The sequence below is a fragment of the Odoribacter sp. N15.MGS-14 genome, from assembly GCF_000980245.1.
Classification (GTDB): Bacteria; Bacteroidota; Bacteroidia; order Bacteroidales; family Marinifilaceae; genus Odoribacter; species Odoribacter splanchnicus.
Window position 1 is genome coordinate 101,477 of sequence record NZ_LARE01000011.1, and the last position, 24,408, is coordinate 125,884.

The window sequence follows — 24,408 nt, forward strand, 5'->3', positions numbered from 1 at the left end:
ATCAATCGTTCAGTGTAAAACGAATAAATCCGGTTACGGTCAGATCTTTGTCCTGACTTGCTAAATAAGCTTTGATCGTTTGTTTAGCATCTTTTACAAAAGCCTGATTCAACAGGGTAGACTCCTGATAAAATTTGTTCAGACGGCCTTCAGCGATTTTATCGAGCATGTTTTCAGGTTTTCCTTCTTCACGTGCTTTATCACGTCCGATTTCCAGTTCGTGAGCGATCACTTCCTGAGGAACGTCGTTTTTGTCGACAGCGATCGGTGCCATTGCAGCAGCCTGCATCGCTATGTCTTTTTTCACTTGGGTATCGGCATCTTTGTTGAAACCGATCACAGTAGCCAATTTATTACCCGGGTGAATATAAGCGATAGTAGCTTCGGCTTCGATTTTGCCATAATAAGCTAATTCCAGTTTTTCACCGATCACACCGGTTTGTTCTGAAATCTGATCTGCGATAGAACGGCCACCGATTTGTAATGCCAAAAGAGCATCTTTATCAGCAGGCATATTCTCAAAAGCTGCATCCAGAATTTGTTTGGTGAAATTGATGAAGTTTTCATTTTTAGCTACGAAGTCGGTTTCACAATTAAGGCTTACCAAAACCCCTTTCTTCCCTTCTGCGTGAGCCAAAACACAGCCTTCTTTAGCTTCGCGGTCTGCACGTTTGCTAGCAACAATCAGGCCTCTTTTACGGATGATGTCTACTGCTTTATCGAAATCTCCTTCAGCTTCCTGAAGTGCTTTCTTACAGTCCATCATTCCGGCATTAGTTGCATGACGCAACTTCATTACATCAGCTGCTTTTATTTCCATGTTTGTAATTTTTTGATTATTGTTCTTCTGTTGCTTCTTCTGCAACTTCTTCAGCTTCGCCTTCAGCTACTTTTTCTACTTTCTTAGCTGCCGGTTTTTTTTCGGTGCCTTCTTTGTCTTTTTCAGCTTTACGTTCTGACAAACCTTCTTTGATAGCATCGGCTACCCGGTCGATAACTAAACTGATAGAAGTAGAAGCATCGTCATTACACGGAATGACGAAATCAATACAACTCGGATCAGAGTTGGTGTCTACCATTGCAAATACTGGAATACCGAGACTTTTAGCTTCTTTCACTGCAATATATTCCTTCATTACATCCACAACGAAAAGAGCTGCTGGCAGACGGGTCAGATCGGCAATACTTCCTAAGTTCTTGTCGAGTTTTGCCCGCTGACGAGCGATCTGAAGTTTTTCCCGTTTTGAAAGGTGGTCGAAAGTACCGTCTTTCTCCATCTTATCGATGGTGGTCATTTTCTTCACTGCCTTACGGATTGTCGGGAAGTTGGTCAACATACCACCCGGCCATCTTTCAGTCACATAAGGCATATTAATATTAGAAATTTTCTCAGCAACAATGTCCTTAGCCTGTTTCTTTGTTGCAACAAACAGAATTTTACGGCCTGACTTAGCGATCTGTTTCAGTGCTGCAGAAGCTTTGTCCAGCATGATAGCTGTTTTGTTCAGGTCAATGATATGGATACCATTACGCTCCATAAAAATATAAGGAGCCATTTTAGGATTCCATTTACGGGTGAGGTGTCCGAAGTGACAACCTGCATTTAATAATTCGTCGAAATTCGTATTTGACATTTTTGTGTTTTTAAAAAGTTTACATTCTTCATTTAAGCAATTGCCAGGTAGTCCCACTGAAGGAGTCCTGTCAATTTAGATACTAAACTGAGATTAACGTTTAGAGAACTGGAATCTCTTACGTGCTTTGGGCCGACCCGGTTTCTTACGTTCAACTTCGCGAGGATCACGTGTCATGAAACCTGCTGCCCTTAATTTAGGTTTGTCTTCTGCATTGATTTCAACCAGAGCTCTGGCGATACCCAGACGCAGGGCTTCTGCCTGGCCTTTGAAACCACCACCGTCCAGATTTACCTTGATGTCATATTGACCGGTAACTCCCAGCAGTTCGAGAGGTTGTTTAACAATGTACTGGAGTGTAGGTAAGGTAAAATATTCTTCCAACGGACGTTTGTTGATGGTGATATTGCCTTTTCCTTCACTGACGTAAACGCGAGCTACTGCTGCTTTTCTTCTACCGATTGCGTTAATTACTTCCATGATCTGTTAATTTAAAGAGTTTAAATCAATTACCTTCGGCTGTTGAGCTTCGTGTTTGTGTTCGGTGCCTGCATACAGGTGAAGGTTTTTCAAAACTGCTCTTCCCAGACGGTTTTTAGGAAGCATACCACGAACGGCGTGTTCGATTACTCTTTCCGGATGTACTTTCAATACTGCTGCCGGAGAGGTGTGACGCTGGCCTCCGGGATATCCGGTGTGACGAGTGTACAATTTGTCGGTTAACTTATTACCGGTTAACACTACTTTTTCTGCGTTGATGATGATGACGTTGTCGCCACAATCTTCAAACGGAGTAAAGGACGGTTTGTATTTGCCTCTTAACAGTTTCGCAACTTTAGAAGCAAGACGTCCCAAAACCTGATTCTCTGCGTCAACAATAACCCACTCTTTTTGTGCGGTGACTTTGTTGACATAAGTTGTTTTGTAACTTACTTGATCCACTTTTTTTAATTTTTAATGATACATCTGTTTGTTTTTTGGCGCGGCAAACCCTTGCAATTAACGGAGAATGGGAAAAACGCATAGTCGGGCAGGCCAAAATCCCATTCACTGAAAATGTGCCTGCAAGGTAAATGGCTAAGGTTCAACCTTGCAGTTTAAAAGTGTGCACCACTCCAAAATGAGGGGCAAATTTAATCAAAGATTATTTATAATCAAAGAGTTTTGTCTATAAAATAGATTTTGTGAATTATTCGTAATGAAGGATCAGATAACGTTCGGCTTTGACATAAGTCACATTGAGCAGGTTCGTTAGAGGCAAATTAACCGGATTTCCTGCATCATCGTTAAAAACGATATAGGGAAGTTCGATTTGAAATAGCCTGATTTTATATACATGTTTACACTAAATGTAGGTTTATTTTTTCTTTCTATTCCGATTCCGGGTTTTGTGCCATCAGACCGGTTCGCCTGGAACGGTCCGTTAAGGCTTTCCTTCACTGACCGGCGGAACTCCTCGCAGGCTCGTCAGACACCACCGGTCGGGCGTTCGGAAAACCTAACCGGACCCTCGTTCCTGCTCCAATGGTCTTCCGGCATAAAACCCTGCATCTTCCGTCAGCACGACAGGGCAAAGAAGGAAAGTTTCATTGAATGAAAGGGCAGGCCACCCTGACCGGAGTATGGATACCTGGGTTACCTGACCGGATTATTCCTATAAAATACCGATTACTGAATTAATTCCGAAGGTAAGAGTTCAGAAAAACAGCTGTTTGATAGAAGTTTATACTTTTCAGGTCATAGTTCGTTTCCTATGCAGTGATAACGTAAGTCGGAGGTGTTCGTGTTCGGGGACCATTGGAGCTCTGTCGGGTGTCGTCTTGCTTTTTCTGAACGCCCGACCGGTGGTGTCTGACGAGCCTGCGAGGAGTTCCGCCGGTCAGTGAAAGAAAAAGGTAGACGACCGACAGAAGCGACCGGGTCCCCGAACACGAATACCGAAGACGAACAAGTAACAAAATAATTCTACGTTTATAACGTGTAAATATGTATATAACTGTCAAAAATATATATAGCATAGGGGACTGATAGCTTATAGTGGAACCGTTTGTTTGTCTTCCGTATAACAAGTAAAAATACCCAGAGCTCCCTGCAGGTTACCTTTTAAAGGGACAGGGGTCGTGATACTGCTCTGATTGGCTGTATTTGCTGCATTTAGGGATACCTGGTAATCGTAATTAGCTTTCGTAATTCGTTTCAGCGTGAAAATAATTTCCTCTGCCTGTCCGATATCCGGAAGGATAACGGACTTTTCAGTAAGGCCTTCCTGTTGGAATTCACTATAATCCAGATAACATACTTCTTTGTTGAGAATCGAATCTGCATGGACAGCTTCTGCTGTATAAATGTAATAGTTTTCATCGGCTTTTTCCGAAATATAAAAACGAATGATCGCTTCATTTCCTGCTACCTGGCAATTATAGATAGATACTGCCGGAGGGATGGAGGTCGAAGCTGTGATCGATTTGTTATCGATCGTAGTAATATCGAGGAATAAAGAATCGATATAGCGGACTTCAAATTTTTCCGGGCTTCCATAATTGTATATAAACTCGGAACCGGGGAGAGTGTATAAAGTATGTATCAGTGAAATGGCTTTGTCTGCATGAATGGTCACTTTCATTTCTTTTGAAAAGTCGATTTGCAGATCTTCGGATACCGGAAGCACACTCGTTGCCGATAAAGCGAACGGCCGGCCGGGTTGACAATAACACTCGATAAAATACTCCGGAGTTTCCCCGGTATGACGGATAGGGAGATCTTCTTCAGGCATACATGCTACCTGGAAAAAATACAGCAGTAATATCGGATAGTATCGGTGTTTCATTTATAATTTTATTTTAAACGAAATATACGGTATAAACGGCAACATGACTTTAGATTTTGGAATAAATTTTGTATGATTGGTTGCTGTTTGTTCAGCTTTAAAATAGACAAAAGAGGGATTCGATTGATTGTAAACATTATAGGCTCCGATACTTAATTTTAAACTTGCATATTTATAAGGGATCGTATAATCGAGGCTTAAGTCCAGACGATGATTGTTGGGAAGTTTGTAATTGTAACGGTCTGTATAAACCGGCACAAGGATCGGTTTGTTTTGGCTACTGCTAATATTATGAGCGACAGCAACTCCGACAGGGAAAGTGGTATAAACTCCTGAAGAAAATGTCCATAAACTATTAAAAGTGAGTCGTGTACTGATATCGTAGGAGGTATTGACCACAACATTGTGTTTGACATCATAAGGAGGGAAAAAGGATTTTCCGTTATTGATTTCAGCAAATTTACGTTTGGATTCCGAGAGGGTATAGTTAAACCGGGCACTGATCTTTCTATGCTCCAGGGCTAGATTGAATTCAACCCCCCGGGCATGTCCGCTGCCGGTAATCATATTGTCGGTCAAAGCAGTGTATTTAGTAGACAACCCTGAGGAGAAATCTTTGACATGTTTCATTTTTTTATAAAAAATACCCGCATATAAAGTCAAACCTCCCTGGATTTCCTGTTCTGCTCCGATCGAATATTGATGGCAAAGCGCGGGTTTCATGTTTTTTTCGAGAGGATACCAGATGTCTACCGGAGTTTTTACAGTAAAGTAGGGATAAAGGCTTAAATATTGTGCCGTTTGGGCATAGTCGGCCCAGAAAGTGAATCTGTTTTTTGAAAAGCTGATTTTTGCCCGGGGAGAAACACAGAAGTTTTTTAAATTTCCGTTGTAATATTGAAAATTTAAACCGGCATAACAGGTAAAGTAATTATTTATTTGATAGGATATATCTGAATATATTTCATAGATATTGAATTTTTTATCAGAACTGCGGATGAGTATGTTTTCTTCTGCATCGGGCCTATTGGCTGTTTCAAAACGGGCTTGTTCGAATTTTCCTCCGATATTCCATTGAAACTTGTCCAGAAAAGAATGGGTATACATGATCCGTGCAATGATGGAATAATTCCGGTTACCACCTCCCATAGGAATCGTACCTTCGGCATCTCCTTCACTGAAAGCAGATTTTACCCCTAATCGGAAATGCAGGATATCACCGTTTGCAGGGGTATACCAAGCACCTGCATTGCCTGAAAAAGTGTGCCAGTTAAAGTCATAATTTACATTTTCATTTAACTTCATACTTAGACCGTCGATCGTAAATAACCCGAAAGCAGTGACCCGCCAACGGTTGGAAAGTTTGGAATCTATACTGACAGTGGCATCGTTGAAAGCATATTCGGGCATAAAATTTTGTTGTTTCTGGTCTTTTACCGATTTGTTATATAAGCGGGCGATGGTTTGTAAATAGGACGTACGGAATGAAGCGGCAAAAGAGGTATGATCTCTTACTAACGGACCTTTTATTTTCAGGGCAGAAGAGACAAGGCCTAAAGTGATTTCTCCCTCGTATTTTTGTTTGTTTCCGGGATCCGGCCTCATATTGATGTAAGAGGATAAGTAACTGTTGTAAACTGCCGGAAAACCGCTTTTATAGACTGTCGAATTATTCAGGATAAAAGGATCGAAAGTAGAGAGGATTCCGGTAAGATGATCCGGACTGGCGATTTCCATATCATGGGTGAGGAAACCATTTTCGCAACTGTTGCTTCCCCGGACATAAATCCCCGGATCGAGTGCATTGGTGGTAATAATGCCCGGAGTTGTGGCCAGGTATTTTAAAATGTCTTGTTCGCCCAGAATGGCCGGAATCATTTCTATACCTTCTTTCGAGGAATAGAGGCGTCCGGGAGTTGATCGGCCGGTAACGACAACTTCCCTTAGGTTGTTGAATTTATTTCTCAGAATGACGATAAATGGACTCCGGGAGTCTTTCAAAGTATAGCTTTCTTTTTTGTAATTCACATGTGAAAATTCCAGCGTACAGGGAACTTCACAGGCTAACTCAAAATAGCCTGTGGAATCGGAAGAAGTACCCTTGTTTTGTTCGGGGCACCAGACATTGACGCCGCTTACCGGAGTCCCGTCATGGATGATTACCCGCCCGACGATAAGAGTCTGGGAGAAAACAATTCCTGGGAAGAACAAACCGATGATAAATAAGAATTTATGCATAAGAAGCTATCAACAATCCTTACAAATGTAGTAAAAAGATGAAGACTGCACTCTGTTGGTTCCGGATTTTGTTCTTAGCTTTGTATCGAAATTTCAAAAAATCGCTATGGGCATTTATGTACATATCCCTTTTTGCCGGAGTAAGTGTTATTATTGTGGTTTCTATTCGGTTGCTTCTACTCAGCTGAAAAAAGCCTACATAGCTGCATTAGGACACGAAATACAATTGCGTAAAGATTATTTGGGTACATCGGAAGTAAAGACACTTTATTTTGGGGGAGGTACTCCCTCATGGTTGAGTATGGATGAATTGACCGATATCGTTACGACACTCGAAATGAATTTCGCATTGAACTGCGTAGCTGAACGCACTATCGAAGCAAACCCTGAAGATATTACCCGGGATAAACTGAAGGGGTGGAGAGCCTTGGGGTTTAATCGGTTGAGTATCGGTATCCAATCGTTTAACGATGAGGTTCTGAAACGGATAAACCGGACACATACGGCTCAGGATGCCCTCCGGTCCGTGGAGTGGGCTGCTGATTCGGGATTTGAAAATATAGGGATAGATTTGATACTTGGATTACCGGGGTATACGAGACTGCATTTGCAACACGATCTGGAAATCGTAAATCATTTACCTATAACACATTTATCGGTTTATTTATTAAGCATCGATTCAAATACAGTCTTTGAAAAATTGATGCAGAAAGGTCGATTTCAGCCTCAAACCGACGATGAACTGGCTGATCAATATTTGTGGGTTTCCGATTACTTGAAATCAATTGGTTTCGAGCATTATGAAATTTCTAATTTCGCTAAAAACTCTAAATATTCCCTACATAACACCTCCTATTGGCAACAACAGAAATATGTGGGCTTTGGTCCGGCTGCACATTCTTTCGATCTGAATTCCCGTCAATGGAATGTAGCTCATCTAAAATCTTATATCGATAATTTAGCTAATGATAGGTTAAGCTTTGAAAAAGAGATTTTGACGGATAAAGATAAATTTAACGAATATATCATGACCAACCTGAGGACGATGTGGGGGATTCAGGAAGAAAAGATGCAATTACAGTTTCCTGACTTTTCGAAGACCGTTCGTCCGAAACTAGCCCCTTTTCTCGAAAACGGGTCGGTGGTTTGTCAAAACGGCCGGATCAGGCTGACAGAAAAAGGATGGTTGGTTTCGGACGATGTGTTCAGTGATTTATTCGTCGTTTGATTAGGAGATTTTCTTTGAAGGTATTGAATAAAGTTTTAAGCAGGAGAACTTTATTTTTGTCTGAATTTGTTATCTTTGCAAATCCGTGTCTTGAAGAGGCGGAAGAGAATGTTAAACGATTCATGTGTAAATTAAACGAGATGAGCACAAAAAAATTGTCAATCAAAGAGTTATTGCAATCTGGAGATTGCGACAAAGAAGTGGAAATCAGTGGTTGGGTGAGAACCAAGCGAGGTAATAAGCAAGTGAATTTTATCGCTTTGAATGATGGCTCTACCATAAATAATATCCAGATTGTGGTTGACATGAATAATATTTCAGAGGAGTTGATGAAAAAAGTCACCACAGGAGCTGCGATTCATGTGAAAGGATTGTTGGTGAAGAGTGAGGGAAGCGGACAATCGCATGAAATTCAGGCTCATGAATTGGACGTATTAGGGGAAGCCGATCCTGAAAAATATCCGATACAACCTAAAAAGCATAGTCTGGAATTTTTGAGAGACCATGCCCATCTGCGTTTTCGCACCAATATGTTCGGGGCTATTTTCCGGATTCGTCATGCTATGGCGTTTGCTATCCATCAATATTTCGATCAGCACGGGTTCTTTTATTTGCATACTCCGCTGATTACGGCTTCCGATTGTGAAGGTGCCGGCGAGATGTTTCGGGTAACGACACTGGATCCTAAAAATCCGCCTTTGACAGAAGAGGGAGAAGTCGATTTCAGACAGGATTTTTTTGGTAAAGCAACCAATCTGACGGTGAGTGGACAATTGGAAGGAGAGCTTGGAGCTATGGCTTTGGGAAAAATCTATACTTTCGGACCCACTTTCCGGGCTGAAAATTCAAATACGACCCGGCATTTGTCGGAATTCTGGATGATCGAACCGGAGGCGGCTTTTTACGATCTGGACGATAATATGGACTTGGCGGAAGATTTTCTGAAATACCTGATCCGTTATGCTTTGGACAATTGTATGGATGATCTGAAATTCCTGAGTGCCCGTCAGCAGGAGGAAGAAAAGAATAAGAAAGCAGAAGAACGTTCTATGGAATTGATCGAGAAGTTGAATTTTGTGCTGACTCATTCTTTCGAAAGAGTGACTTATACAGAGGCGATCGAGATTCTGAAAAATAGTAAGCCCAATAAGAATGGAAAATTCCAGTATCCGGTGGATGGCTGGGGTGTCGATTTGCAAAGTGAACACGAACGTTATCTGGTAGAAAAACACTTTAAAAAACCGGTGATTCTGACAGGCTATCCCAAAGAAATCAAAGCTTTCTATATGAAGCAAAATCCGGACGGAAAAACGGTTGCAGCCATGGATGTGTTGTTCCCGCAGATCGGTGAGATTATCGGAGGGTCACAGCGTGAAGAGAACTATGATAAATTGGTAGCCCGGATGAACGAAGTGGGGATTTCCGAAGAGAGCATGTCCTATTATTTGGATACACGTCGTTTCGGATCGGCTGTTCATAGTGGGTTCGGCTTAGGATTCGAACGCTTATTGTTATTCGTAACCGGTATGGGAAATATTCGGGATGTGATTCCTTTCCCGCGTACACCTAAGAATGCAGAGTTTTAAAAATTAATTCGGTATACCAATGTAATTTTTACATTGGTATATTTTCAATGAGAGAATAGAAAACGTGCTCAAACAAAGTTTACAACAGAAATTAGGATTGAAGATTAATCCTCTTCAAATACAGTTGATTAAACTGTTGGAGCTTCCTACGTATCAATTGGAGCAGCGGATAAAAGAAGAATTGGAGCAAAATCCTTTGTTGGAGGAGGTGGAAGAAAAAGGAGAAACGGATGTAAACGAGGAAACTGCCACCGATTCGGGAGAGGAGTTTGAGGATGATTATCAGGAAGATGAAAGCGAAGAGGAAAATGATTTGAGAGGTGACGATGATTTTTCTTTAGAGGATTACATGACAGATGATGACGATACACCTGATTACCGTTTGAATTCTTCCAACGCTTCTAAAGACGAGGAGACACGTGATTTTGTATTCTCTCAGGCTTCCTCGTTCCGGGAAAGTCTGATCGCACAATTAGGGACACGTCCGTTGGGCGATCTGGAGCGGCGCATCACTGAATATATCATCGGAAACATCGATGAGGACGGTTATTTAAGGCGGGATATCGAGAATATTGTCGATGATCTGGCTTTCGGTGCAGGGATCGAGGTCTCTGAGGAAGAGGTTTTTCGCTTGCTGAAGATTATTCAGGAGTTCGAACCGGCAGGAGTGGGGGCCCGTGATTTGAAAGAATGTCTGTTATTGCAGATTCAACATAAATTGAACGAAAATCCGGAGCACAAACTGTTGCAGGATGCCAAAGCAATTTTGGAAGAATGTTTCGAAGAGTTTTCACGTAAACATTACGAAAAAATATCCCGGAAACTACGATTGAGCGATACAGAACTGAAACAGGCCATAGACGAAATTTTGAAATTGAATCCCAAGCCCGGGGGGACAGTCGCCGATTTTTCTTACGGACAACAGGCCGAAAAGATTATTCCGGATTTTATGCTCGATTTGGTAGATGGAGAATTGCAGCTGAGTTTAAATTCAGGGGATATTCCCGAATTGAAAATCAATAAAGCTTATCTGAATATTCTTGAACAGTATCAGAAAGACCAGTCTCCTAAGAATAAGAAAGATGTCGTGTCGTTTGTAAAGTATAAGTTGAATTCTGCCAGATCGTTTATAGATGCTGTACAACAACGAAACAACACCCTGATGCTGACCATGACCGCTATCGTACAGTTTCAGAAACAATTTTTCCTGACCGGTGATGAAACGATGTTGAAACCGATGATTCTAAAAGATATAGCTGATATTACCGGATTGGATGTTTCAACGATATCACGGGTTTCCAATTCAAAATACGTTCAGACGTGGTTTGGAATATATGCTTTAAAGGATTTTTTTACTGGCAGTATGCAAACGACAAGTGGTGAGGAGGTAAGTACAGGTGAATTGAAGAATATGTTGAAAAAATTGGTCGATGATGAAGACAAGAAAAAACCGCTGACAGATGACGAATTAGTGATTTTGATGGAGAAGGCCGGTTATCAGATAGCCCGGAGGACGGTTGCCAAATACAGGCAAATGCTCGATATTCCGGTGGCCCGATTAAGACGTGAAATATAAACTCAACCTCTATCGATGAAATATATAGCTCAAACAATATCTTATGTTTTGCATCCGATGCTGATGCCTTTGTATATTCTTTTTTTTATCTTCAATAGTAACACTTTGTTTGCGTATATTCCCTGGGGGGTAAAACTGTATTGTTATCTGGTGACCGTATTCGCTCTTTTGATCATGCCCGTTATCAGTTTGCCTTTGTTTAAGTATTTCAGGTTGATCCGCAGTTATGAGTTGAACGATAAACAAGAAAGGGTATATCCGATATTGGTGGCTGTGGCCTTTGCCTTTTTAGGTTTTTGGCTGTTGGGACGTATCGGTTATACAAATATCGTAAGGCAGCTATACCTGGTGTTGATTATTTTGTTGTCCACTTTTTCAGTGATTACTTTCCGGTGGAAGATCAGTATGCATATGACGGCTATCGGTGGATTATGTGGTTTTCTGCTGGTCTGGGGGATGAACTATCAGGGGGACGTGCGTAATGCTTTTATTTTATTTTTGCTTTTGTCCGGTATATTGGCAACTTCTCGTTTGTATCTGAAAAAACACACTCCTTTGCAGGTTTATCTGGGTTTTTTGTTCGGTTTGTTTTTTGTATTTGGAATCCTTTTATAGGTCAGTTGACTTTGTGAACCCAAATATCTTGCCGGTCGGTGATTTTCCGGTATTCATCCCGGGCTGCATTCGCTTCGTTTTCTGTTGGGAAACTTTCTATGCTGACACGATATCTTTGGGAAGAACTGATCAATGTGGCCGGATAATCCTGGGCTTTTAATTTTTCGACAAGCTGTTCCGCCCGTTTTTTTTCTGCAGAGCTGAAACTCCCCACGATAATATGATATCTGGTACCACTATGGGTATTAGCTTGCTGGGGAAGTATTGGCGTAGCATGGGAAGGTGAAGTAGCTTCCTCGCCGGTTTGCCGTATGTTGTGGTTGCCTCCTGTTTCGCGGACAACAGTAATCGTACTCAGGTACTTGGCCGGCAGTTCTTTATTTTTACAACCGTAAATCAAAAAACTAAGTAATAGAAATAGCAGTGTAAATTTCATTGTCAAAGAATTTTGTCGCAAATATACAGGTTTGAACCGGAAAACGATATTTCGTCACAAATTTAGTAAAAAATAGGTTAGTTTATGCCGAGATAAATTAATTTTGCTGACAAGAAAGGTATCATTCGGTCCTAATGGTTGTAGTTTATGAAAAGAATTGTTTTTATCCTGGTGTTAAGCCTGCTGCTCGGAGCTTGTGAGCGGAAAAAGGAAACGGTTATCCGCATGGAGACTTCTTTGGGAAATATCCGGTTGAAATTGTATGATGAGACGGTATTACATCGTGATAATATCCTGAAATTAATCCGCGAAGGCTATTATAACGGTATGCTTTTTCATCGGGTAATAAAGGATTTTATGATTCAGACCGGTGATCCGGATTCGAAATCGGCACGTCCGGGGATGGTCTTGGGAGCTAACGATATCGGATACACATTGAAAGCAGAGATTGTCCCGAAATATTTCCATAAAAGAGGGGTACTGGCAGCGGCCCGTGAAGCCGATAATATCAATCCGGAACGGAGCTCCAGCGGATCGCATTTTTATATCGTGCAGGGAAGAATTTTTACTCCCGATATCATCGATGAAGAAATAGAGAAAATCAATAACAAGCGCTATACCGCCCTTTTTAATCGTTTACAACAAGCTTGTGAAGGAGAAATCCTGAAGTATCAACTAGCAAATGATTATGAGAAGTTGATGCAGTTGAACGAAAAGCTATCCGATACGACCCGTCTTTTATTCGATCAGGTGAAGTTGAAACTTACCGGGGAACAGCGGGCAGCCTATACGACCATCGGGGGAAGTCCCCATTTAGACGGGGAATATACTGTTTTCGGTGAAGTGATCGAGGGAATGGAAATTGTCGATTCTATTGCCGAACAAGAGACGGACGATAATTGCCGCCCCTTGAGGGATGTTGTGATTCTAAAAATAGAAGAGGAATGAGAACGGTTTGTTTGTTCGTGTTGTTGTGCGTATCGGCCTTGTCATACGGGGCTAAAAAATATAAATTGGTAGAGATAAGCACGAATTTAGGAAATATCAAAATCAGGTTGTACGAAAATACACCCCGGCATAGTGAGAATTTTTTGAAATTGGTGAAAGCGCATCATTACGATAGTCTTTTATTTCATCGGGTGATCGGGGATTTTATGATTCAGGGCGGTTCTTCCGATTCACGGCATGCTCCGAAAGAAACGGCAGTAGGAATGTCAAATCCGGGATATACCATCGAGGCCGAGATTCGTCCGGAGTATCGTCATTTCAAAGGTGCTTTGGCTGCTGCACGTCAGGGAGACGAGGTCAATCCGGAGAAAAGATCGTCGGGGGAACAGTTTTATCTGGTTCAGGGGAAGACATATACGGATCAGGAGCTGGACCAGATAGAAAAAAGAAAATGGCTGGCGGCGAAAAATCAGTTGGGGGATCGGTTATTTAAACCCTTACAGGAAGAATTTCAACGGTATAAAAAGACAGGACAATATCAAAAAGCAGATAGTTTGCTACGGTACGTCAATGAGGAGATAGAAAAGCAATATGCCGAAAATCCTTATAAAATGTCACCGGAAACAAGGGAAATGTACAAATCGGTGGGGGGAACCCCCTTTCTGGATGGAGACTATACTGTATTCGGAGAGATTGTGGAGGGAATGGATGTTCTTGAGAAAATAGCGCTTGTCGCAACCGATTCGAACGATCGTCCTAAAGAAGATGTGATTATTTTAGGAACCAAGTTGAAAAGGAAATAAAGAAGATTTTATTTAAAAGTCGAAATACAGACTTTTCGTATAAAGGTAAATCCGGTCGGCAAACCTGAATCTTTCGGTTGAAATTATTCCAGTCTTGAAGGTTGCCGATCGGATTTACTAAAAGTGCTGATATTTCTGGGATTTATTTTATCCTAAAATGATTTTCTTGATTTCACTCAGTTTGTTCAGGGCTTCGAGCGGAGTCAGACCGTTGATATCCAGGCCTGCGATTTCGTCACGTATTTGCGAAAGAACCGGATCGTCCAACTGGAAAAAGCTTAATTGGAGGCCTTCACGTGCTGAAGCGATACTTTCGACATTCTTTTGGATCGTGCCATTTTTATCCCGGTCGTTTTCCAGTTGTTTCAGGATTTCATCGGCCCGTTTGATAACAGATTGAGGGAGACCGGCCATTTTTCCAACCTGGATACCGAACGAGTGGTTCGAACCTCCTTTAACCAGCTTACGCAAAAAAATAACTTTGTGTGCGACTTCTTTTACCGATACATTATAGTTTTTTATTTTTTTAAAAGAATGCTCCATTTCGTTCAGTTCGTGATAATGGGTGGCAAAGAGCGTTTTGGCATGATATTTCGGATGTTCGTGCAGATATTCGACGATCGCCCAGGCAATCGAAATCCCGTCGTAAGTCGAAGTACCTCGTCCTAATTCGTCGAATAACACCAGGCTCCGGTCGGATATATTGTTGAGAATATTAGCAGCTTCATTCATTTCGACCATAAAAGTGGATTCACCTTGGGAAATATTATCGGAAGCTCCAACCCGGGTAAAAATTTTGTCGACATAACCGATTTTGGCGCTGGCTGCCGGTACGAAACAGCCGGCTTGGGCCATAATCACGATCAGGGCAGTTTGCCGGAGGAGAGCCGATTTACCGGCCATATTCGGGCCGGTAATGATGATAATCTGTTGTTTTTTATTGTCCAGCAGTACGTCGTTACTGATGTATTCCTCACCCGGGGGCAATTGTTTTTCGATGACCGGGTGACGTCCTGCTTTTATGTCCAGTACATCCGAATCGTTGATCTCCGGCCGGTGGTAATTATTGGCTATCGATATCTCGGCAAAAGAAATAAGTACATCCAATGCTGAGATAATCTTGGCATCCTCTTGCAGAGGGCGGATGTAACCGGCAGCTTCTTGCAGCAAATTGTTATACAGTTCTGTTTCTATGGCTAAAATCCGGTCTTCTGCTCCCAGGATCTTATCTTCATATTCTTTGAGCTCGGGGGTAATGTAACGTTCCCCGTTGACCAGGGTTTGTTTGCGGATCCAGTTGGCCGGTGCTTTGTCTTTATGGGCTTTGGTTACTTCGATATAGTATCCGAAGACATTATTGAATCCGATTTTCAAAGAGGGGATTCCGGTTGCTTCTATCTCCCGTTGTTGCATTTGAAGCAACAGTTCTTTGCCGTTGCTTGAGATATTACGAAGTTCGTCCAGTTCGGCATTTACTCCCGTAGCGATTACTCCTCCTTTGTTGACCTGATGAGGAGCGTTTTCCTGAAGTTGAAATTTGATCTTTTCGAATAATTCCGTGCAAGGATTCAGGGGTTCTGTCATTTTTTTCATAACGGCCGATTCACTCTGCTGGCAAAGATCTTTCAACGGCGCGATGCAGGATAGGGCAATTTTCAACTGATTCATTTCCCGGGGAGTGATCCGGCCTACGCCGATCTTTGAAGCGAGCCGTTCCAGATCGCCGATGCTTTCCAGAAAGTTTTCTGCCTGTAACCGTTGGTCTTCCTGCCGGATAAAATGATCGACGATATCCAGTCGCTGATTGATTTCTTCGGGAGATTTCAAAGGCATACAAATCCATCTTCTTAGCGTCCGTCCTCCCATAGGTGTGATTGTCCGGTCGATAATATCCACTAGGGACCGTCCTTCTTCGTAAGCAGAATGTAGTAATTCCAGATTACGAAGAGTGAACTTATCGAGCAGGACACAGTGCGATTCGTCGATCCGGGAAATAGAGGTGATATGAGAAATCATATCGTGTTTGGTCATCTCCAGGTAATTCAATATGGCACCGGCGGAGGAAATACCGCAGTTCATATGTTCGATACCGAAACCTTTCAGAGAATTGACTTCGAAATGTTTCTCCAGGCGTTCGCTGGCTGCGTCCCGGTCGAAAAACCATTCTTCGATGGGATAGATATAGAATTTATTACCGAAAAGTTCATGAAAACGGGCTTCCTGCCCCCGGGGATAGATGACTTCTTTCGGTTGAAAACTATTCAGTAATTTATCGATCGTAGCATGCGAACCTTCGGTAGTCAGAAATTCACCTGTGGACAAATCCAATAAAGATAATCCGGCTTCGGTTTTGTTGAAATAGACCGAGGCCAGGAAGATGTTACTTTTCGTGTCGGTGGAATATTCGCTGTAACAAGCTCCGGGAGTGACCAATTCGATCACCCCTCTTTTTACCAGGAATTTTGTTTTCTTAGGATCTTCCAGCTGTTCACAGATAGCTACCCGCTGTCCTGCACGGACAAGTTTCGGTAAATAAGTGTCGATCGCGTGATAAGGAAAACCGGCTAATTCTACTGTACCTGGAGAACCGCTGGAACGTTTGGTTAAGGTAATACCCAAGATTCTGGAAGTGGTGATAGCATCTGCCCCGAATGTTTCATAAAAGTCTCCCATCCGGTACAATAGAATGGCATCCGGATATTTAGCTTTAGTAGCATAATATTGTTGCATTAACGGGGTTTCGTTACCTTCTTTTTTGGCCATATTTATGTTGTTTTTTGATTGCTGGATATTTTATTTTGTTTTGTATCAATAGTGTAAACCTTTCATTATCTGCACAAAATAATGACTTAATTCTGACTGCTGACTTGTACTTATAAACGGCATTCAAAGATAAATATTTTCGGGGAGAAAAGTTTAAAAGCTCGTAAACATTATGTAATTTTGTGTCCATGAATATAGAGGAACTGACTGAATATTGCCAGAGTTTGAAGTTTGTGACAACTGAAATTTTATGGGGTGATGTACTGGTTTTCAAAGTAGGTGGGAAGATGTTTTGTTTTGCTCCGATGGATGAAGGCGAGTTAAAAATGAACCTGAAATGTGATCCGGAAGAGGCTATTGAATTGCGGGAACGATTTCCTGCTGTGCTTCCTGGGTATCATATGAACAAAAGATATTGGAATACCGTACTAATAGATGGTTCGGTAAGCGATAATATGCTCAGAATCTGGATAGGAAATTCATATCGGTTAGTGTTATCGAAACTATCCAAAAGCGATCGGAAGCTTTTGGAGGTATGATTGTCCTCTTTTAATAAGATAAATAAACAACAAGATAATGGATGGTATATCAGAAATTTTAGCAACGTACAATTGTGTCAGCCTGGACGAAAAAATTCAGTTCGAACTGGATGGTGTTGTAGAAAAAGAGATTAAGCAGGCTTATTGTATTGAAAATCTGGAATTTTGTGTTTCTTGTATGGATTACACAACCTTGAAAGTTTCAGATACCGAAGAATCAGTAAAGAATTTTACTGCTGATTTGCTGAAAAAACTGAAGAAGTTTAATTTGCGGGATGTCGCTGCTGTGTGTGTATTTTCTAATTATGCCGGAATTGTTCGGGAGGGATTGAAAGGAACGGAGATTCAGACGGCAGTAGTGGCGGGAAATTTTCCTAATTCCCAGACATTTACCGAAATAAAATTGGCTGAATGTAAAATGGCGATCGGTGCAGGGGCACAAGAAGTCGATGTTGTCATCTCGGTCGGGGATATTCTGGAAAAAAATTATGAAAAAGTATATCGCGAATTGAAGGCTATCCGGAAAGTTTGTGAAAATGTCCGGTTAAAGGTCATTTTGGAAACCGGCGAACTGAAAGACTTGGAAAGTATTTTCAATGCTTCGTTAATCGCTGCGTATGCAGGAGCTGATTTTATCAAAACCTCTACCGGAAAAGTCCCTGTGAATGCAACACCGGAGTCGGTTTATGTGATGTGTGAAGCAATCCGGCAATATTATGCCCAAACCGGAAAAAGGGTCGGGTTGAAAGTAGCCGGAGGAGTGTCGAAAGCTCAGAATGCCATCCGATATCTGACTATCGTAAATCATGTTCTGGGATGTGAATGGCTGACTCCTTATTATTTCCGGATCGGGGCTTCTCAATTAATGGACGATATTGTGAAGGAAATCAAAGCTTTGCAGATGATAAAGTAAGATACTGTGTAAACAGGAAAACAGGACTAAGTAAATACTCAGTCCTGTTTTTCTTTATCTTCATGTTCTATTTCCAGCTTATCTTCATCGATGTCTTCTTCTTCATTGTAAATCTGAAGAAGTGGCTCTGCCCGGAAAGTACGTTTACTGATGCTGTGCTCCATGGTCAATAGTAAAGAAGGAAGCAGGATTAAATTAGCCAGCATGGCGGCGAACAGCGTGATAGAGGTTAACAATCCTAAAGCGAAAGTCCCGCCGAAACTAGACAGGCAGAAGATACCGAATCCGAATAATAAGATGATAGATGTATAAATCATACTTTGACCGGTCTCTTTTAACGCCAGGACTACCGAAGAACGGATACTCCAATTGGTAGCCTGTAGTTCCTGACGGTATTTAGCCAGATAGTGAATGGTATTGTCGACAGAAATTCCGAAAGCGACACTGAATACGAGAATGGTGGATGCCTTTATAGGAATACCGAAATATCCCATTACGGCAGCCGTGATGATCTGAGGAATGACATTGGGTACTAAAGCAATCAGTACCATTCTTTTACTTTTAAACATCCAGGCCATGAATCCTGCAATCAGGACGATGGCTAAAGCCAATGAAGAAAACAGGTTTTTGATCAGGTATTGGTTACCCTTGAAAAAAATAACACTCGAACCGGTAACCGATATATCATGTTTATCTCTCGGGAATATCGTTTCTATCTTTTTATACAGAGAATCTTCTTTAGCTTCCATTTTTTTGGTTCCGATATCTTTCACCCGGAAATTCATTCTTACTTTTTGCATGGTTGAATCGACAAAGGAATTGGCCATGGCATTCATACCTCCTGTCGATTCCATGACGTATTTCATAATGAAATTTTTGGTCATGTTACTGGGGAGTTTGTAATAAGAAGCTTTGCCGTTATAATAAGCCTGGTTGGCAAATTTGGCCGCTTCGACTACCGATAACGCCCGTGAAAGATCCGGATCTTGTGATAGTTCGGTATTTAACCGGTCCAATTTCTCTAGATTGCTTAATTTGAATACCTGGTTCGGTTTTCCGAAATCCAGGGTTACCTCTAAGGGCATCAATCCGTCGAAGTTCGACTCGAAGAAAGACAGATCTTGGCGGATGGGATCGGTTTCTTTCAAATCGTCCACCATATAACCGGTGGTTTTCATCAAAGTGATTCCGAATATTCCCGCAATAACGAGCACAATTGTTATATAATAAATGGTATGCCGGCGATTGATCACCAAGTAGATCAGTTTATCGATCACTTTGTTGATAAAAGGATTATAAAGATGTTTGGTTTGTTTGGTATCGGGGACGGGTAAATAACTGAAAACACTGGGTATCAGAATCAGACAGATAAAAAATACGGTAGAGATACTGATAAAAGCGATGAGACCGAAGTCTACAAGAATTTGGCTCGAAGTGATGATGAAAGTAGCAAATCCCGCAGCTGTCGTCAGGTTGGAAAGTAAGGATGCATTTCCGACTTTTTGGATCATTCGCTGCAAAGCTTTGATTTTGTTGCCGTGCCTTACATATTCGGCATGATATTTATTGACCATGTAGACACAGTTGGGGATACCGATTACTATGAGCAAAGGCGGTAACATGGCAGTCAATAAGGTAATCTTGATGCCCATCATAGCCATAAAACCGATGGCCCAGATTACGTTGATCCCGATGATCCCGACACAGAAGCCTACAATCCGGAAAGACCTGAAAAACAGATAGAGAATAATAGCTGTGATCAAAAGCGATAGGGCAATGAACATATACATTTCGCCTTTGATATTTTCGGCATTGATTACCCGGATATAAGGCATCCCGGAATAATGCATTTTCAGGTGATATTTTTCAGTAAAACGTTTGGTGATTTCCAGTACGTCCTGTACTAGTTTTACCCGTGCCGGAGAATTCATTACCTCGGCGGATACGGTGATCATCATATTGTAGGTATGCTTGTCGCGGTTGATAAGCATACCGTCATAAAAAGGGAGATGTTCGGCCACATAAGCCAGACTGTCGAGCTCTGCCTGTGTTTCGATGTGAGAAGGAAAAATAGGAAGAACTTCGAATTTTTTGAGATCGGTATTTTTCTGTAAATTAAATGTATGTGTGATAGACATCAAGGCATTGACTCCCTGAAGGGCTTTGATATCATTGCCCATCTGAATCCAGTCGTTGGTCTTGTTCAGTTGATAGAAACCGGAATCCTGAATGGCAAAAACCATAACATTCCCCTCTTGCCCGAAAGTTTCTCTGAAACGGGTATAGTCGAGATAGGCACTGTCTGTTTTGGGGAGCAAATCTGCACTTTCATAGGACATTTGAATTTTTCTGGCTTGAAATCCCATGAAAATGGTTCCGAGTAATACTCCGGCTATAAAAGCAATCCGATTTCGAAGAATAATCCCTGCAATCTTAGTCCACATAGTGAAATTTAAATGAAATCTTCAATAGGTATATATTTATTACGAATGCCGAAAAGTCAATTCTTACCACAATACTGAGATTCCGCCATAAATCATTAACGGACAAATTTAACAAGAATATGTGAAAGCTTATTGTATTTTCGGATTGTTTTTATGCCTTTTTAGATCTCTTGCCGTTTTTTTTGCAAAATTAATTTCCATCGCTTCGGTGAGATCTACTCCGGTTTGATTTGCTAAACAGGTCAATACCCATAATATATCTGCCATCTCATCTGCCAGGTTATCTTTTTCCCCTTCTTTGAAAGATTGTTCTCCATATTTTCGGGCCATGACACGGGCTAATTCTCCGACTTCCTCCGTTAGGATAGTCATATTGGTCAATTCATTAAAATAACGAACCCCATAAGATTTTATCCATTCGTCCACTTTTTCCTGTAACTCTTTTAACTCCATAAAGTACTCGGTTTATAGTCTGTTTTTGGAATCGATTATAATCGTTACCGGGCCATCGTTAATTAGCCCGACTTGCATGTCGGCTCCGAATACGCCGGTTTTGATTTCCTTTTGTAACTCTTTCTGAAGCGATTGAACGAATTTCTCATACAAAGGAACGGAGATTTCCGGTTTAGCTGCGTCGATGTACGAGGGGCGGTTACCTTTTTTGGTACGAGCCATTAGAGTGAACTGACTGACTGCTAAAACTTCCCCTGCTGTCTCCAGAATAGAACGATTCATTACTCCGTTTTCATCGTCAAAAATCCGTAAGTTACAGATTTTACTGCTTAGCCATTCAATATCTTCTTCATGATCGTCCGCTTGAATCCCCACGAGAATCATCATTCCCCGTCCTATAGAAGCATGTAGCTGTTGCTGAATAGTGACACTGGCTTGAATAACCCGTTGTATAACTACTTTCATACCTGTTTTATTTGTGGAGCAAAGGTATAATAACTATTTGGAAATTGGAAAACGTGGAAATTAGAAATTAATTTCTTACTTTTGCACTTGAAAATTGGCTGAGTAGTTCAATGGATAGAACGGAAGTTTCCTAAACTTTAGATTCGGGTTCGATTCCCGGCTCGGCTACAAAACAGAGAGAATCGGAAGAACCCGGTTCTTTTTGTTTTGTTGGAATTTTGAATTCTATGAAAATTCATTTGCGATTACAGAGCACAACTGCTGCATCCTCCGTAATCTTTTCCGGGGTGGCCGTGATATTCCGGATGCCTTTGCAGCCAAACGACAGCATAGGAGCAAGTGGCGATAGGCTGGAGGTGATGTTGCAGGGCATAATCATAAGTTGCTTTTACTAGTTGAGCTGCGATCCCCCGGCCTCCGATTTCGGGGGGGACGATGGTATGACGGATATCCAGTTTGCCGTCCCGGATGATATAAGTGACGTAGGCCGTGTAGCCGTCCACGACTGTCTTAAACAGATTGTCTTCAGGAAGATGTGTGATTTCCATAGTTTGTTTGTTTTTACGAAGATATAAAATATTTTTTAATTGTGGGATATTCGGTATATTTGTCAGAGTGATTTAATAAAACAGATAATCGATAATATAGAAACTATGGAGAATTTTATTTTTCAAAATCCGACCAAACTGATTTTTGGTAAAGGGATGATCGGACAGTTAGCGAAAGAAATACCTGCCGGAAAGCGTATACTGGTGACTTTCGGAGGAGGAAGTGTTCGTAAAAACGGAGTTTATGATCAGGTAAAAGAAGCTTTAAAAGGATTTGAGGTGACGGAATTTTGGGGGATCGAGGCTAACCCGAAGATCGAGACGCTGCGTAAGGCTATCGAATTGGGAAAAGAGAAAAAGGTAGATTATTTATTGGCTGTCGGCGGTGGTTCGGTGATCGACGGTACGAAGCTGATATCTGCCGGTATTTTGTATGAAGGCGATGCCTGGGATTTGGTGTTGAAAGGTTGTGAGAAGCACACTTTACCTTTAGGAACAGTCCTGACCTTGCCGGCTACGGGTTCGGAAATGAATAGCGGAGCTGTGATCTCCCGGAAAGAAACAGCCGAAAAATATCCTTTCTATTCTAATTATCCGGTTTTTTCTATTCTTGATCCGACGGTTACTTATACTTTGCCTCCTTATCAGGTCGCTTGTGGAATCGCCGATACTTTTGTGCACGTCATGGAGCAATATATGACCACTCCGGGACAATCCCGCCTCATGGACAGATGGGCAGAAGGAATTGTCCATACTTTAATAGAGATCGCTCCCGAGGTTCTTCGTAAACAGGATAATTATGAGCTGATGTCCGAGTTTATGCTTTGTGCTACAATGGGACTCAATGGCTTTGTTGCTATGGGAGTACGGCAGGATTGGGCCACCCATATGATCGGTCATGAACTGACGGCTTTACATGGTTTGACTCATGGAGCAACATTGGCTATCGTCCTACCGGGATTATGGCGTACATTGAAACAGAAAAAAATGGCTAAACTCGTGCAATATGGCGAACGGATCTGGCATATCGATCAAGGAACCGATGAAGAAAGAGCTGATAAGGCGATTCAAAAAACAGAAGAATTTTTCAAAAGTCTCGGATTACCTACTCGCTTAGGGGATGCCGGAATCGGGGAAGAGACAATTCTCGAGATTCAGAAGCGTTTTACGCAACGTCAGGTCGCTTTTGGAGAAGATCGGGATGTAACGGCTGAGGTTGCCGGACAAATACTCGAAAATTGTAAATAATCCGTCAGTAATCGTATGAATAAAAAGGTGTCCGGTTTACCGGGCACTTTTTTGTAAAAAATATTTTTTAATGGAGGTATTATCCTGTTGTTGTAAAAATTCCGGGCTTTCCGATGAATTTCCGGCTTCTTTTGTTAATTTAGCAGCTTTCTAAATTGAAAGGAGATGATGTATACGATTGAACAACTTCGGGAAATTATTAAGGCTGAATTAGATAAGCAAGAATATGTAGAAGAACCTTATTCTTTGTTCGAACCGATCAAATATATTATGGAAGACGGGGGAAAGCGACTTCGGCCTGTACTGACTCTGATGGCGTATAACCTGTACCGGGACGATATCGGGAAGGCTTTAAAATCTGCTATCGGGATTGAGATTTTCCATAATTACACCTTGTTGCACGACGATGTCATGGACGATGCCGAATTACGCCGGGGACGTCAGACTGTCCATAAAAAATGGAATAGTAATGTGGCTATTTTGAGTGGTGATGCTGCGGCCATCACGGCTTACAAGTATATTGAGACTTGTGAGGATCCTTATTTACGCCGGGTAATCGATGGTTTTAACCAGGTGGCGATGGATGTTTGCAAAGGACAGCAATATGATATGGAATTCGAAACCCGGGACGATGTAACGGAAGAAGAATATATCCAGATGATCTACCTGAAGACTTCTGTATTGATTGCCGGAAGTATGCGTCACGGTGCTTTGATTGCCGGTGCTCCTGAACATGAATACAAAGAGCTCTATGATTTCGGTGGATACCTGGGGTTGGTATTTCAGCTGCAAGACGATTATCTCGATGTCTACGGAGACGTGGAAGAGTTCGGGAAGAAAATCGGTGGGGATATCCTCTGTAATAAAAAGACTTATCTGCTGATCAAAGCTTTTGAGTTAGCTTCTGAAGAAGATAAGGCTTTATTGAAAGAGTGGATCGTGAAAGAAAAATTCAATCCTCAGGAAAAGATCAAGGAAGTGACAGAAATATACAATCGTTCGGGAGTAAAAGAGGCTTTGAGGGCTAAAGTGGACGATTATCTTGAAAAAAGCCGGATTGCTTTGGATAAAATAGAAGTTCCTGAAGAAAGGAAAGTCCGGTTTTATGAGATGATTGATTTTATCGGAAAACGTAAGAAATAAT

22 protein-coding genes and 1 tRNA gene are annotated in these 24,408 nt (G+C 41.6%); 11 read left to right on the forward strand and 12 right to left on the reverse strand.

Annotated elements, in window-relative coordinates; all coding sequences use genetic code 11:
* Nucleotide 1: 1 nt before the first annotated feature.
* From tsf to WS34_RS04115, 6 genes are all read right to left on the reverse strand, one after another.
* Complete coding sequence (gene tsf / locus WS34_RS04090; protein WP_022160839.1) at nucleotides 2-820, reverse strand: translation elongation factor Ts; 819 nt, start codon at nucleotides 818-820, stop codon at nucleotides 2-4.
* 16 nt (nucleotides 821-836) lie between these two features.
* The gene (gene rpsB / locus WS34_RS04095; protein ID WP_046403297.1) at nucleotides 837-1,634 is read right to left on the reverse strand and encodes a 30S ribosomal protein S2; all 798 of its coding nucleotides are present in this window, start codon (nucleotides 1,632-1,634) and stop codon (nucleotides 837-839) included.
* 93 nt (nucleotides 1,635-1,727) lie between these two features.
* Nucleotides 1,728-2,114 carry a 30S ribosomal protein S9 gene (gene rpsI / locus WS34_RS04100; RefSeq protein ID WP_013612865.1) on the reverse strand — a complete coding sequence of 129 codons (387 nt, stop codon included), beginning with the start codon at nucleotides 2,112-2,114 and terminating at the stop codon, nucleotides 1,728-1,730.
* A 6-nt stretch (nucleotides 2,115-2,120) separates the two neighbouring features.
* The gene (rplM, locus tag WS34_RS04105) at nucleotides 2,121-2,576 is read right to left on the reverse strand and encodes a 50S ribosomal protein L13 (protein WP_013612864.1); all 456 of its coding nucleotides are present in this window, start codon (nucleotides 2,574-2,576) and stop codon (nucleotides 2,121-2,123) included.
* 1,090 nt (nucleotides 2,577-3,666) lie between these two features.
* Nucleotides 3,667-4,461: a DUF4249 family protein gene (locus WS34_RS04110; RefSeq protein ID WP_046403300.1), complete on the reverse strand. Its 795-nt coding sequence runs from the start codon at nucleotides 4,459-4,461 to the stop codon at nucleotides 3,667-3,669.
* The gene (locus WS34_RS04115) at nucleotides 4,462-6,699 is read right to left on the reverse strand and encodes a TonB-dependent receptor (RefSeq protein ID WP_046403302.1); all 2,238 of its coding nucleotides are present in this window, start codon (nucleotides 6,697-6,699) and stop codon (nucleotides 4,462-4,464) included. It lies immediately after the preceding gene.
* A gap of 106 nt (nucleotides 6,700-6,805) precedes the next feature.
* Here WS34_RS04115 and hemW point away from each other — a divergent pair, with 106 nt between their 5' ends.
* The 4 genes from hemW to WS34_RS04135 all read left to right on the forward strand — a co-directional run bounded on the left by hemW (nucleotide 6,806) and on the right by WS34_RS04135 (nucleotide 11,704).
* The gene (hemW, locus tag WS34_RS04120) at nucleotides 6,806-7,927 is read left to right on the forward strand and encodes a radical SAM family heme chaperone HemW (RefSeq protein ID WP_046403305.1); all 1,122 of its coding nucleotides are present in this window, start codon (nucleotides 6,806-6,808) and stop codon (nucleotides 7,925-7,927) included.
* A gap of 140 nt (nucleotides 7,928-8,067) precedes the next feature.
* The gene (asnS, locus tag WS34_RS04125) at nucleotides 8,068-9,513 is read left to right on the forward strand and encodes an asparagine--tRNA ligase (RefSeq protein ID WP_041556852.1); all 1,446 of its coding nucleotides are present in this window, start codon (nucleotides 8,068-8,070) and stop codon (nucleotides 9,511-9,513) included.
* A gap of 64 nt (nucleotides 9,514-9,577) precedes the next feature.
* Nucleotides 9,578-11,089, forward strand: coding sequence for an RNA polymerase factor sigma-54 (rpoN, locus tag WS34_RS04130; RefSeq protein WP_046403308.1), 1,512 nt, complete (start codon nucleotides 9,578-9,580; stop codon nucleotides 11,087-11,089).
* A 15-nt stretch (nucleotides 11,090-11,104) separates the two neighbouring features.
* The gene (locus WS34_RS04135) at nucleotides 11,105-11,704 is read left to right on the forward strand and encodes a hypothetical protein (protein ID WP_022160819.1); all 600 of its coding nucleotides are present in this window, start codon (nucleotides 11,105-11,107) and stop codon (nucleotides 11,702-11,704) included.
* A 1-nt stretch (nucleotide 11,705) separates the two neighbouring features.
* On the opposite strand, the gene WS34_RS04140 is transcribed toward WS34_RS04135, so the two are convergent.
* Nucleotides 11,706-12,140, reverse strand: a complete 435-nt coding sequence (locus WS34_RS04140) for an SPOR domain-containing protein (RefSeq protein ID WP_013612857.1) — start codon at nucleotides 12,138-12,140, stop codon at nucleotides 11,706-11,708.
* A 147-nt stretch (nucleotides 12,141-12,287) separates the two neighbouring features.
* Here WS34_RS04140 and WS34_RS04145 point away from each other — a divergent pair, with 147 nt between their 5' ends.
* Nucleotides 12,288-13,088 carry a peptidylprolyl isomerase gene (locus WS34_RS04145; protein ID WP_022160818.1) on the forward strand — a complete coding sequence of 267 codons (801 nt, stop codon included), beginning with the start codon at nucleotides 12,288-12,290 and terminating at the stop codon, nucleotides 13,086-13,088.
* Nucleotides 13,085-13,891 carry a peptidylprolyl isomerase gene (locus tag WS34_RS04150; protein WP_022160817.1) on the forward strand — a complete coding sequence of 269 codons (807 nt, stop codon included), beginning with the start codon at nucleotides 13,085-13,087 and terminating at the stop codon, nucleotides 13,889-13,891. Before WS34_RS04145 ends, WS34_RS04150 begins: the two co-directional genes overlap by 4 nt.
* A 147-nt stretch (nucleotides 13,892-14,038) precedes the next feature.
* Here the strand turns inward: WS34_RS04150 and mutS are convergent, their stop codons facing one another.
* On the reverse strand, nucleotides 14,039-16,654 hold the full coding sequence (mutS, locus tag WS34_RS04155; protein ID WP_046403310.1) for a DNA mismatch repair protein MutS: 2,616 nt from the start codon (nucleotides 16,652-16,654) through the stop codon (nucleotides 14,039-14,041).
* Between the two features lie 188 nt (nucleotides 16,655-16,842).
* On the opposite strand from mutS, the gene WS34_RS04165 reads away from it, so the two are divergent.
* Nucleotides 16,843-17,193, forward strand: a complete 351-nt coding sequence (locus tag WS34_RS04165) for an MmcQ/YjbR family DNA-binding protein (protein WP_013612844.1) — start codon at nucleotides 16,843-16,845, stop codon at nucleotides 17,191-17,193.
* Nucleotides 17,194-17,230: 37 nt separating this feature from the next.
* Complete coding sequence (deoC, locus tag WS34_RS04170; protein ID WP_046403311.1) at nucleotides 17,231-18,106, forward strand: deoxyribose-phosphate aldolase; 876 nt, start codon at nucleotides 17,231-17,233, stop codon at nucleotides 18,104-18,106.
* 38 nt (nucleotides 18,107-18,144) lie between these two features.
* On the opposite strand, the gene WS34_RS04175 is transcribed toward deoC, so the two are convergent.
* The 3 genes from WS34_RS04175 to dtd all read right to left on the reverse strand — a co-directional run bounded on the left by WS34_RS04175 (nucleotide 18,145) and on the right by dtd (nucleotide 21,468).
* Complete coding sequence (locus WS34_RS04175) at nucleotides 18,145-20,550, reverse strand: efflux RND transporter permease subunit (RefSeq protein ID WP_046403313.1); 2,406 nt, start codon at nucleotides 20,548-20,550, stop codon at nucleotides 18,145-18,147.
* A gap of 129 nt (nucleotides 20,551-20,679) precedes the next feature.
* Entirely contained in the window at nucleotides 20,680-21,003 is a 324-nt protein-coding gene (locus tag WS34_RS04180; RefSeq protein WP_013612841.1) for a nucleotide pyrophosphohydrolase, read from the reverse strand.
* 12 nt (nucleotides 21,004-21,015) lie between these two features.
* Nucleotides 21,016-21,468 carry a D-aminoacyl-tRNA deacylase gene (gene dtd, locus WS34_RS04185; RefSeq protein ID WP_046403315.1) on the reverse strand — a complete coding sequence of 151 codons (453 nt, stop codon included), beginning with the start codon at nucleotides 21,466-21,468 and terminating at the stop codon, nucleotides 21,016-21,018.
* 96 nt (nucleotides 21,469-21,564) lie between these two features.
* Here dtd and WS34_RS04190 point away from each other — a divergent pair.
* A tRNA-Arg gene (locus WS34_RS04190) sits at nucleotides 21,565-21,636 on the forward strand.
* Nucleotides 21,637-21,713: 77 nt separating this feature from the next.
* Here WS34_RS04190 and WS34_RS04195 read toward each other — a convergent pair.
* A complete protein-coding gene (locus WS34_RS04195; RefSeq protein ID WP_022160813.1) occupies nucleotides 21,714-22,016 on the reverse strand; it encodes a GNAT family N-acetyltransferase in 303 nt (100 codons plus the stop codon).
* Nucleotides 22,017-22,121: 105 nt separating this feature from the next.
* Here WS34_RS04195 and WS34_RS04200 point away from each other — a divergent pair, with 105 nt between their 5' ends.
* On the forward strand, nucleotides 22,122-23,264 hold the full coding sequence (locus tag WS34_RS04200; protein ID WP_046403364.1) for an iron-containing alcohol dehydrogenase: 1,143 nt from the start codon (nucleotides 22,122-22,124) through the stop codon (nucleotides 23,262-23,264).
* A 168-nt stretch (nucleotides 23,265-23,432) separates the two neighbouring features.
* On the forward strand, nucleotides 23,433-24,407 hold the full coding sequence (locus WS34_RS04205) for a polyprenyl synthetase family protein (protein ID WP_046403367.1): 975 nt from the start codon (nucleotides 23,433-23,435) through the stop codon (nucleotides 24,405-24,407).
* Nucleotide 24,408: the final 1 nt, after the last annotated feature.

Excerpts from the sequence above, each read along its gene's own strand:
- rpsB (WP_046403297.1), bottom strand. The coding sequence starts at position 1,634 with ATGTCAAATACGAATTTCGACGAATTATTAAATGCAGGTTGTCACTTC.
- dtd (WP_046403315.1), bottom strand. The coding sequence starts at position 21,468 with ATGAAAGTAGTTATACAACGGGTTATTCAAGCCAGTGTCACTATTCAG.
- WS34_RS04195 (WP_022160813.1), bottom strand. The coding sequence starts at position 22,016 with ATGGAAATCACACATCTTCCTGAAGACAATCTGTTTAAGACAGTCGTG.
- WS34_RS04110 (WP_046403300.1), bottom strand. The coding sequence starts at position 4,461 with ATGAAACACCGATACTATCCGATATTACTGCTGTATTTTTTCCAGGTA.
- mutS (WP_046403310.1), bottom strand. The coding sequence starts at position 16,654 with ATGGCCAAAAAAGAAGGTAACGAAACCCCGTTAATGCAACAATATTAT.
- WS34_RS04140 (WP_013612857.1), bottom strand. The coding sequence starts at position 12,140 with ATGAAATTTACACTGCTATTTCTATTACTTAGTTTTTTGATTTACGGT.
- asnS (WP_041556852.1), top strand. The coding sequence starts at position 8,068 with ATGAGCACAAAAAAATTGTCAATCAAAGAGTTATTGCAATCTGGAGAT.
- WS34_RS04135 (WP_022160819.1), top strand. The coding sequence starts at position 11,105 with ATGAAATATATAGCTCAAACAATATCTTATGTTTTGCATCCGATGCTG.
- WS34_RS04175 (WP_046403313.1), bottom strand. The coding sequence starts at position 20,550 with ATGTGGACTAAGATTGCAGGGATTATTCTTCGAAATCGGATTGCTTTT.
- WS34_RS04115 (WP_046403302.1), bottom strand. The coding sequence starts at position 6,699 with ATGCATAAATTCTTATTTATCATCGGTTTGTTCTTCCCAGGAATTGTT.
- hemW (WP_046403305.1), top strand. The coding sequence starts at position 6,806 with ATGGGCATTTATGTACATATCCCTTTTTGCCGGAGTAAGTGTTATTAT.
- WS34_RS04165 (WP_013612844.1), top strand. The coding sequence starts at position 16,843 with ATGAATATAGAGGAACTGACTGAATATTGCCAGAGTTTGAAGTTTGTG.
- tsf (WP_022160839.1), bottom strand. The coding sequence starts at position 820 with ATGGAAATAAAAGCAGCTGATGTAATGAAGTTGCGTCATGCAACTAAT.
- deoC (WP_046403311.1), top strand. The coding sequence starts at position 17,231 with ATGGATGGTATATCAGAAATTTTAGCAACGTACAATTGTGTCAGCCTG.
- rpsI (WP_013612865.1), bottom strand. The coding sequence starts at position 2,114 with ATGGAAGTAATTAACGCAATCGGTAGAAGAAAAGCAGCAGTAGCTCGC.
- WS34_RS04180 (WP_013612841.1), bottom strand. The coding sequence starts at position 21,003 with ATGGAGTTAAAAGAGTTACAGGAAAAAGTGGACGAATGGATAAAATCT.
- WS34_RS04150 (WP_022160817.1), top strand. The coding sequence starts at position 13,085 with ATGAGAACGGTTTGTTTGTTCGTGTTGTTGTGCGTATCGGCCTTGTCA.
- WS34_RS04205 (WP_046403367.1), top strand. The coding sequence starts at position 23,433 with ATGTATACGATTGAACAACTTCGGGAAATTATTAAGGCTGAATTAGAT.
- WS34_RS04145 (WP_022160818.1), top strand. The coding sequence starts at position 12,288 with ATGAAAAGAATTGTTTTTATCCTGGTGTTAAGCCTGCTGCTCGGAGCT.
- WS34_RS04200 (WP_046403364.1), top strand. The coding sequence starts at position 22,122 with ATGGAGAATTTTATTTTTCAAAATCCGACCAAACTGATTTTTGGTAAA.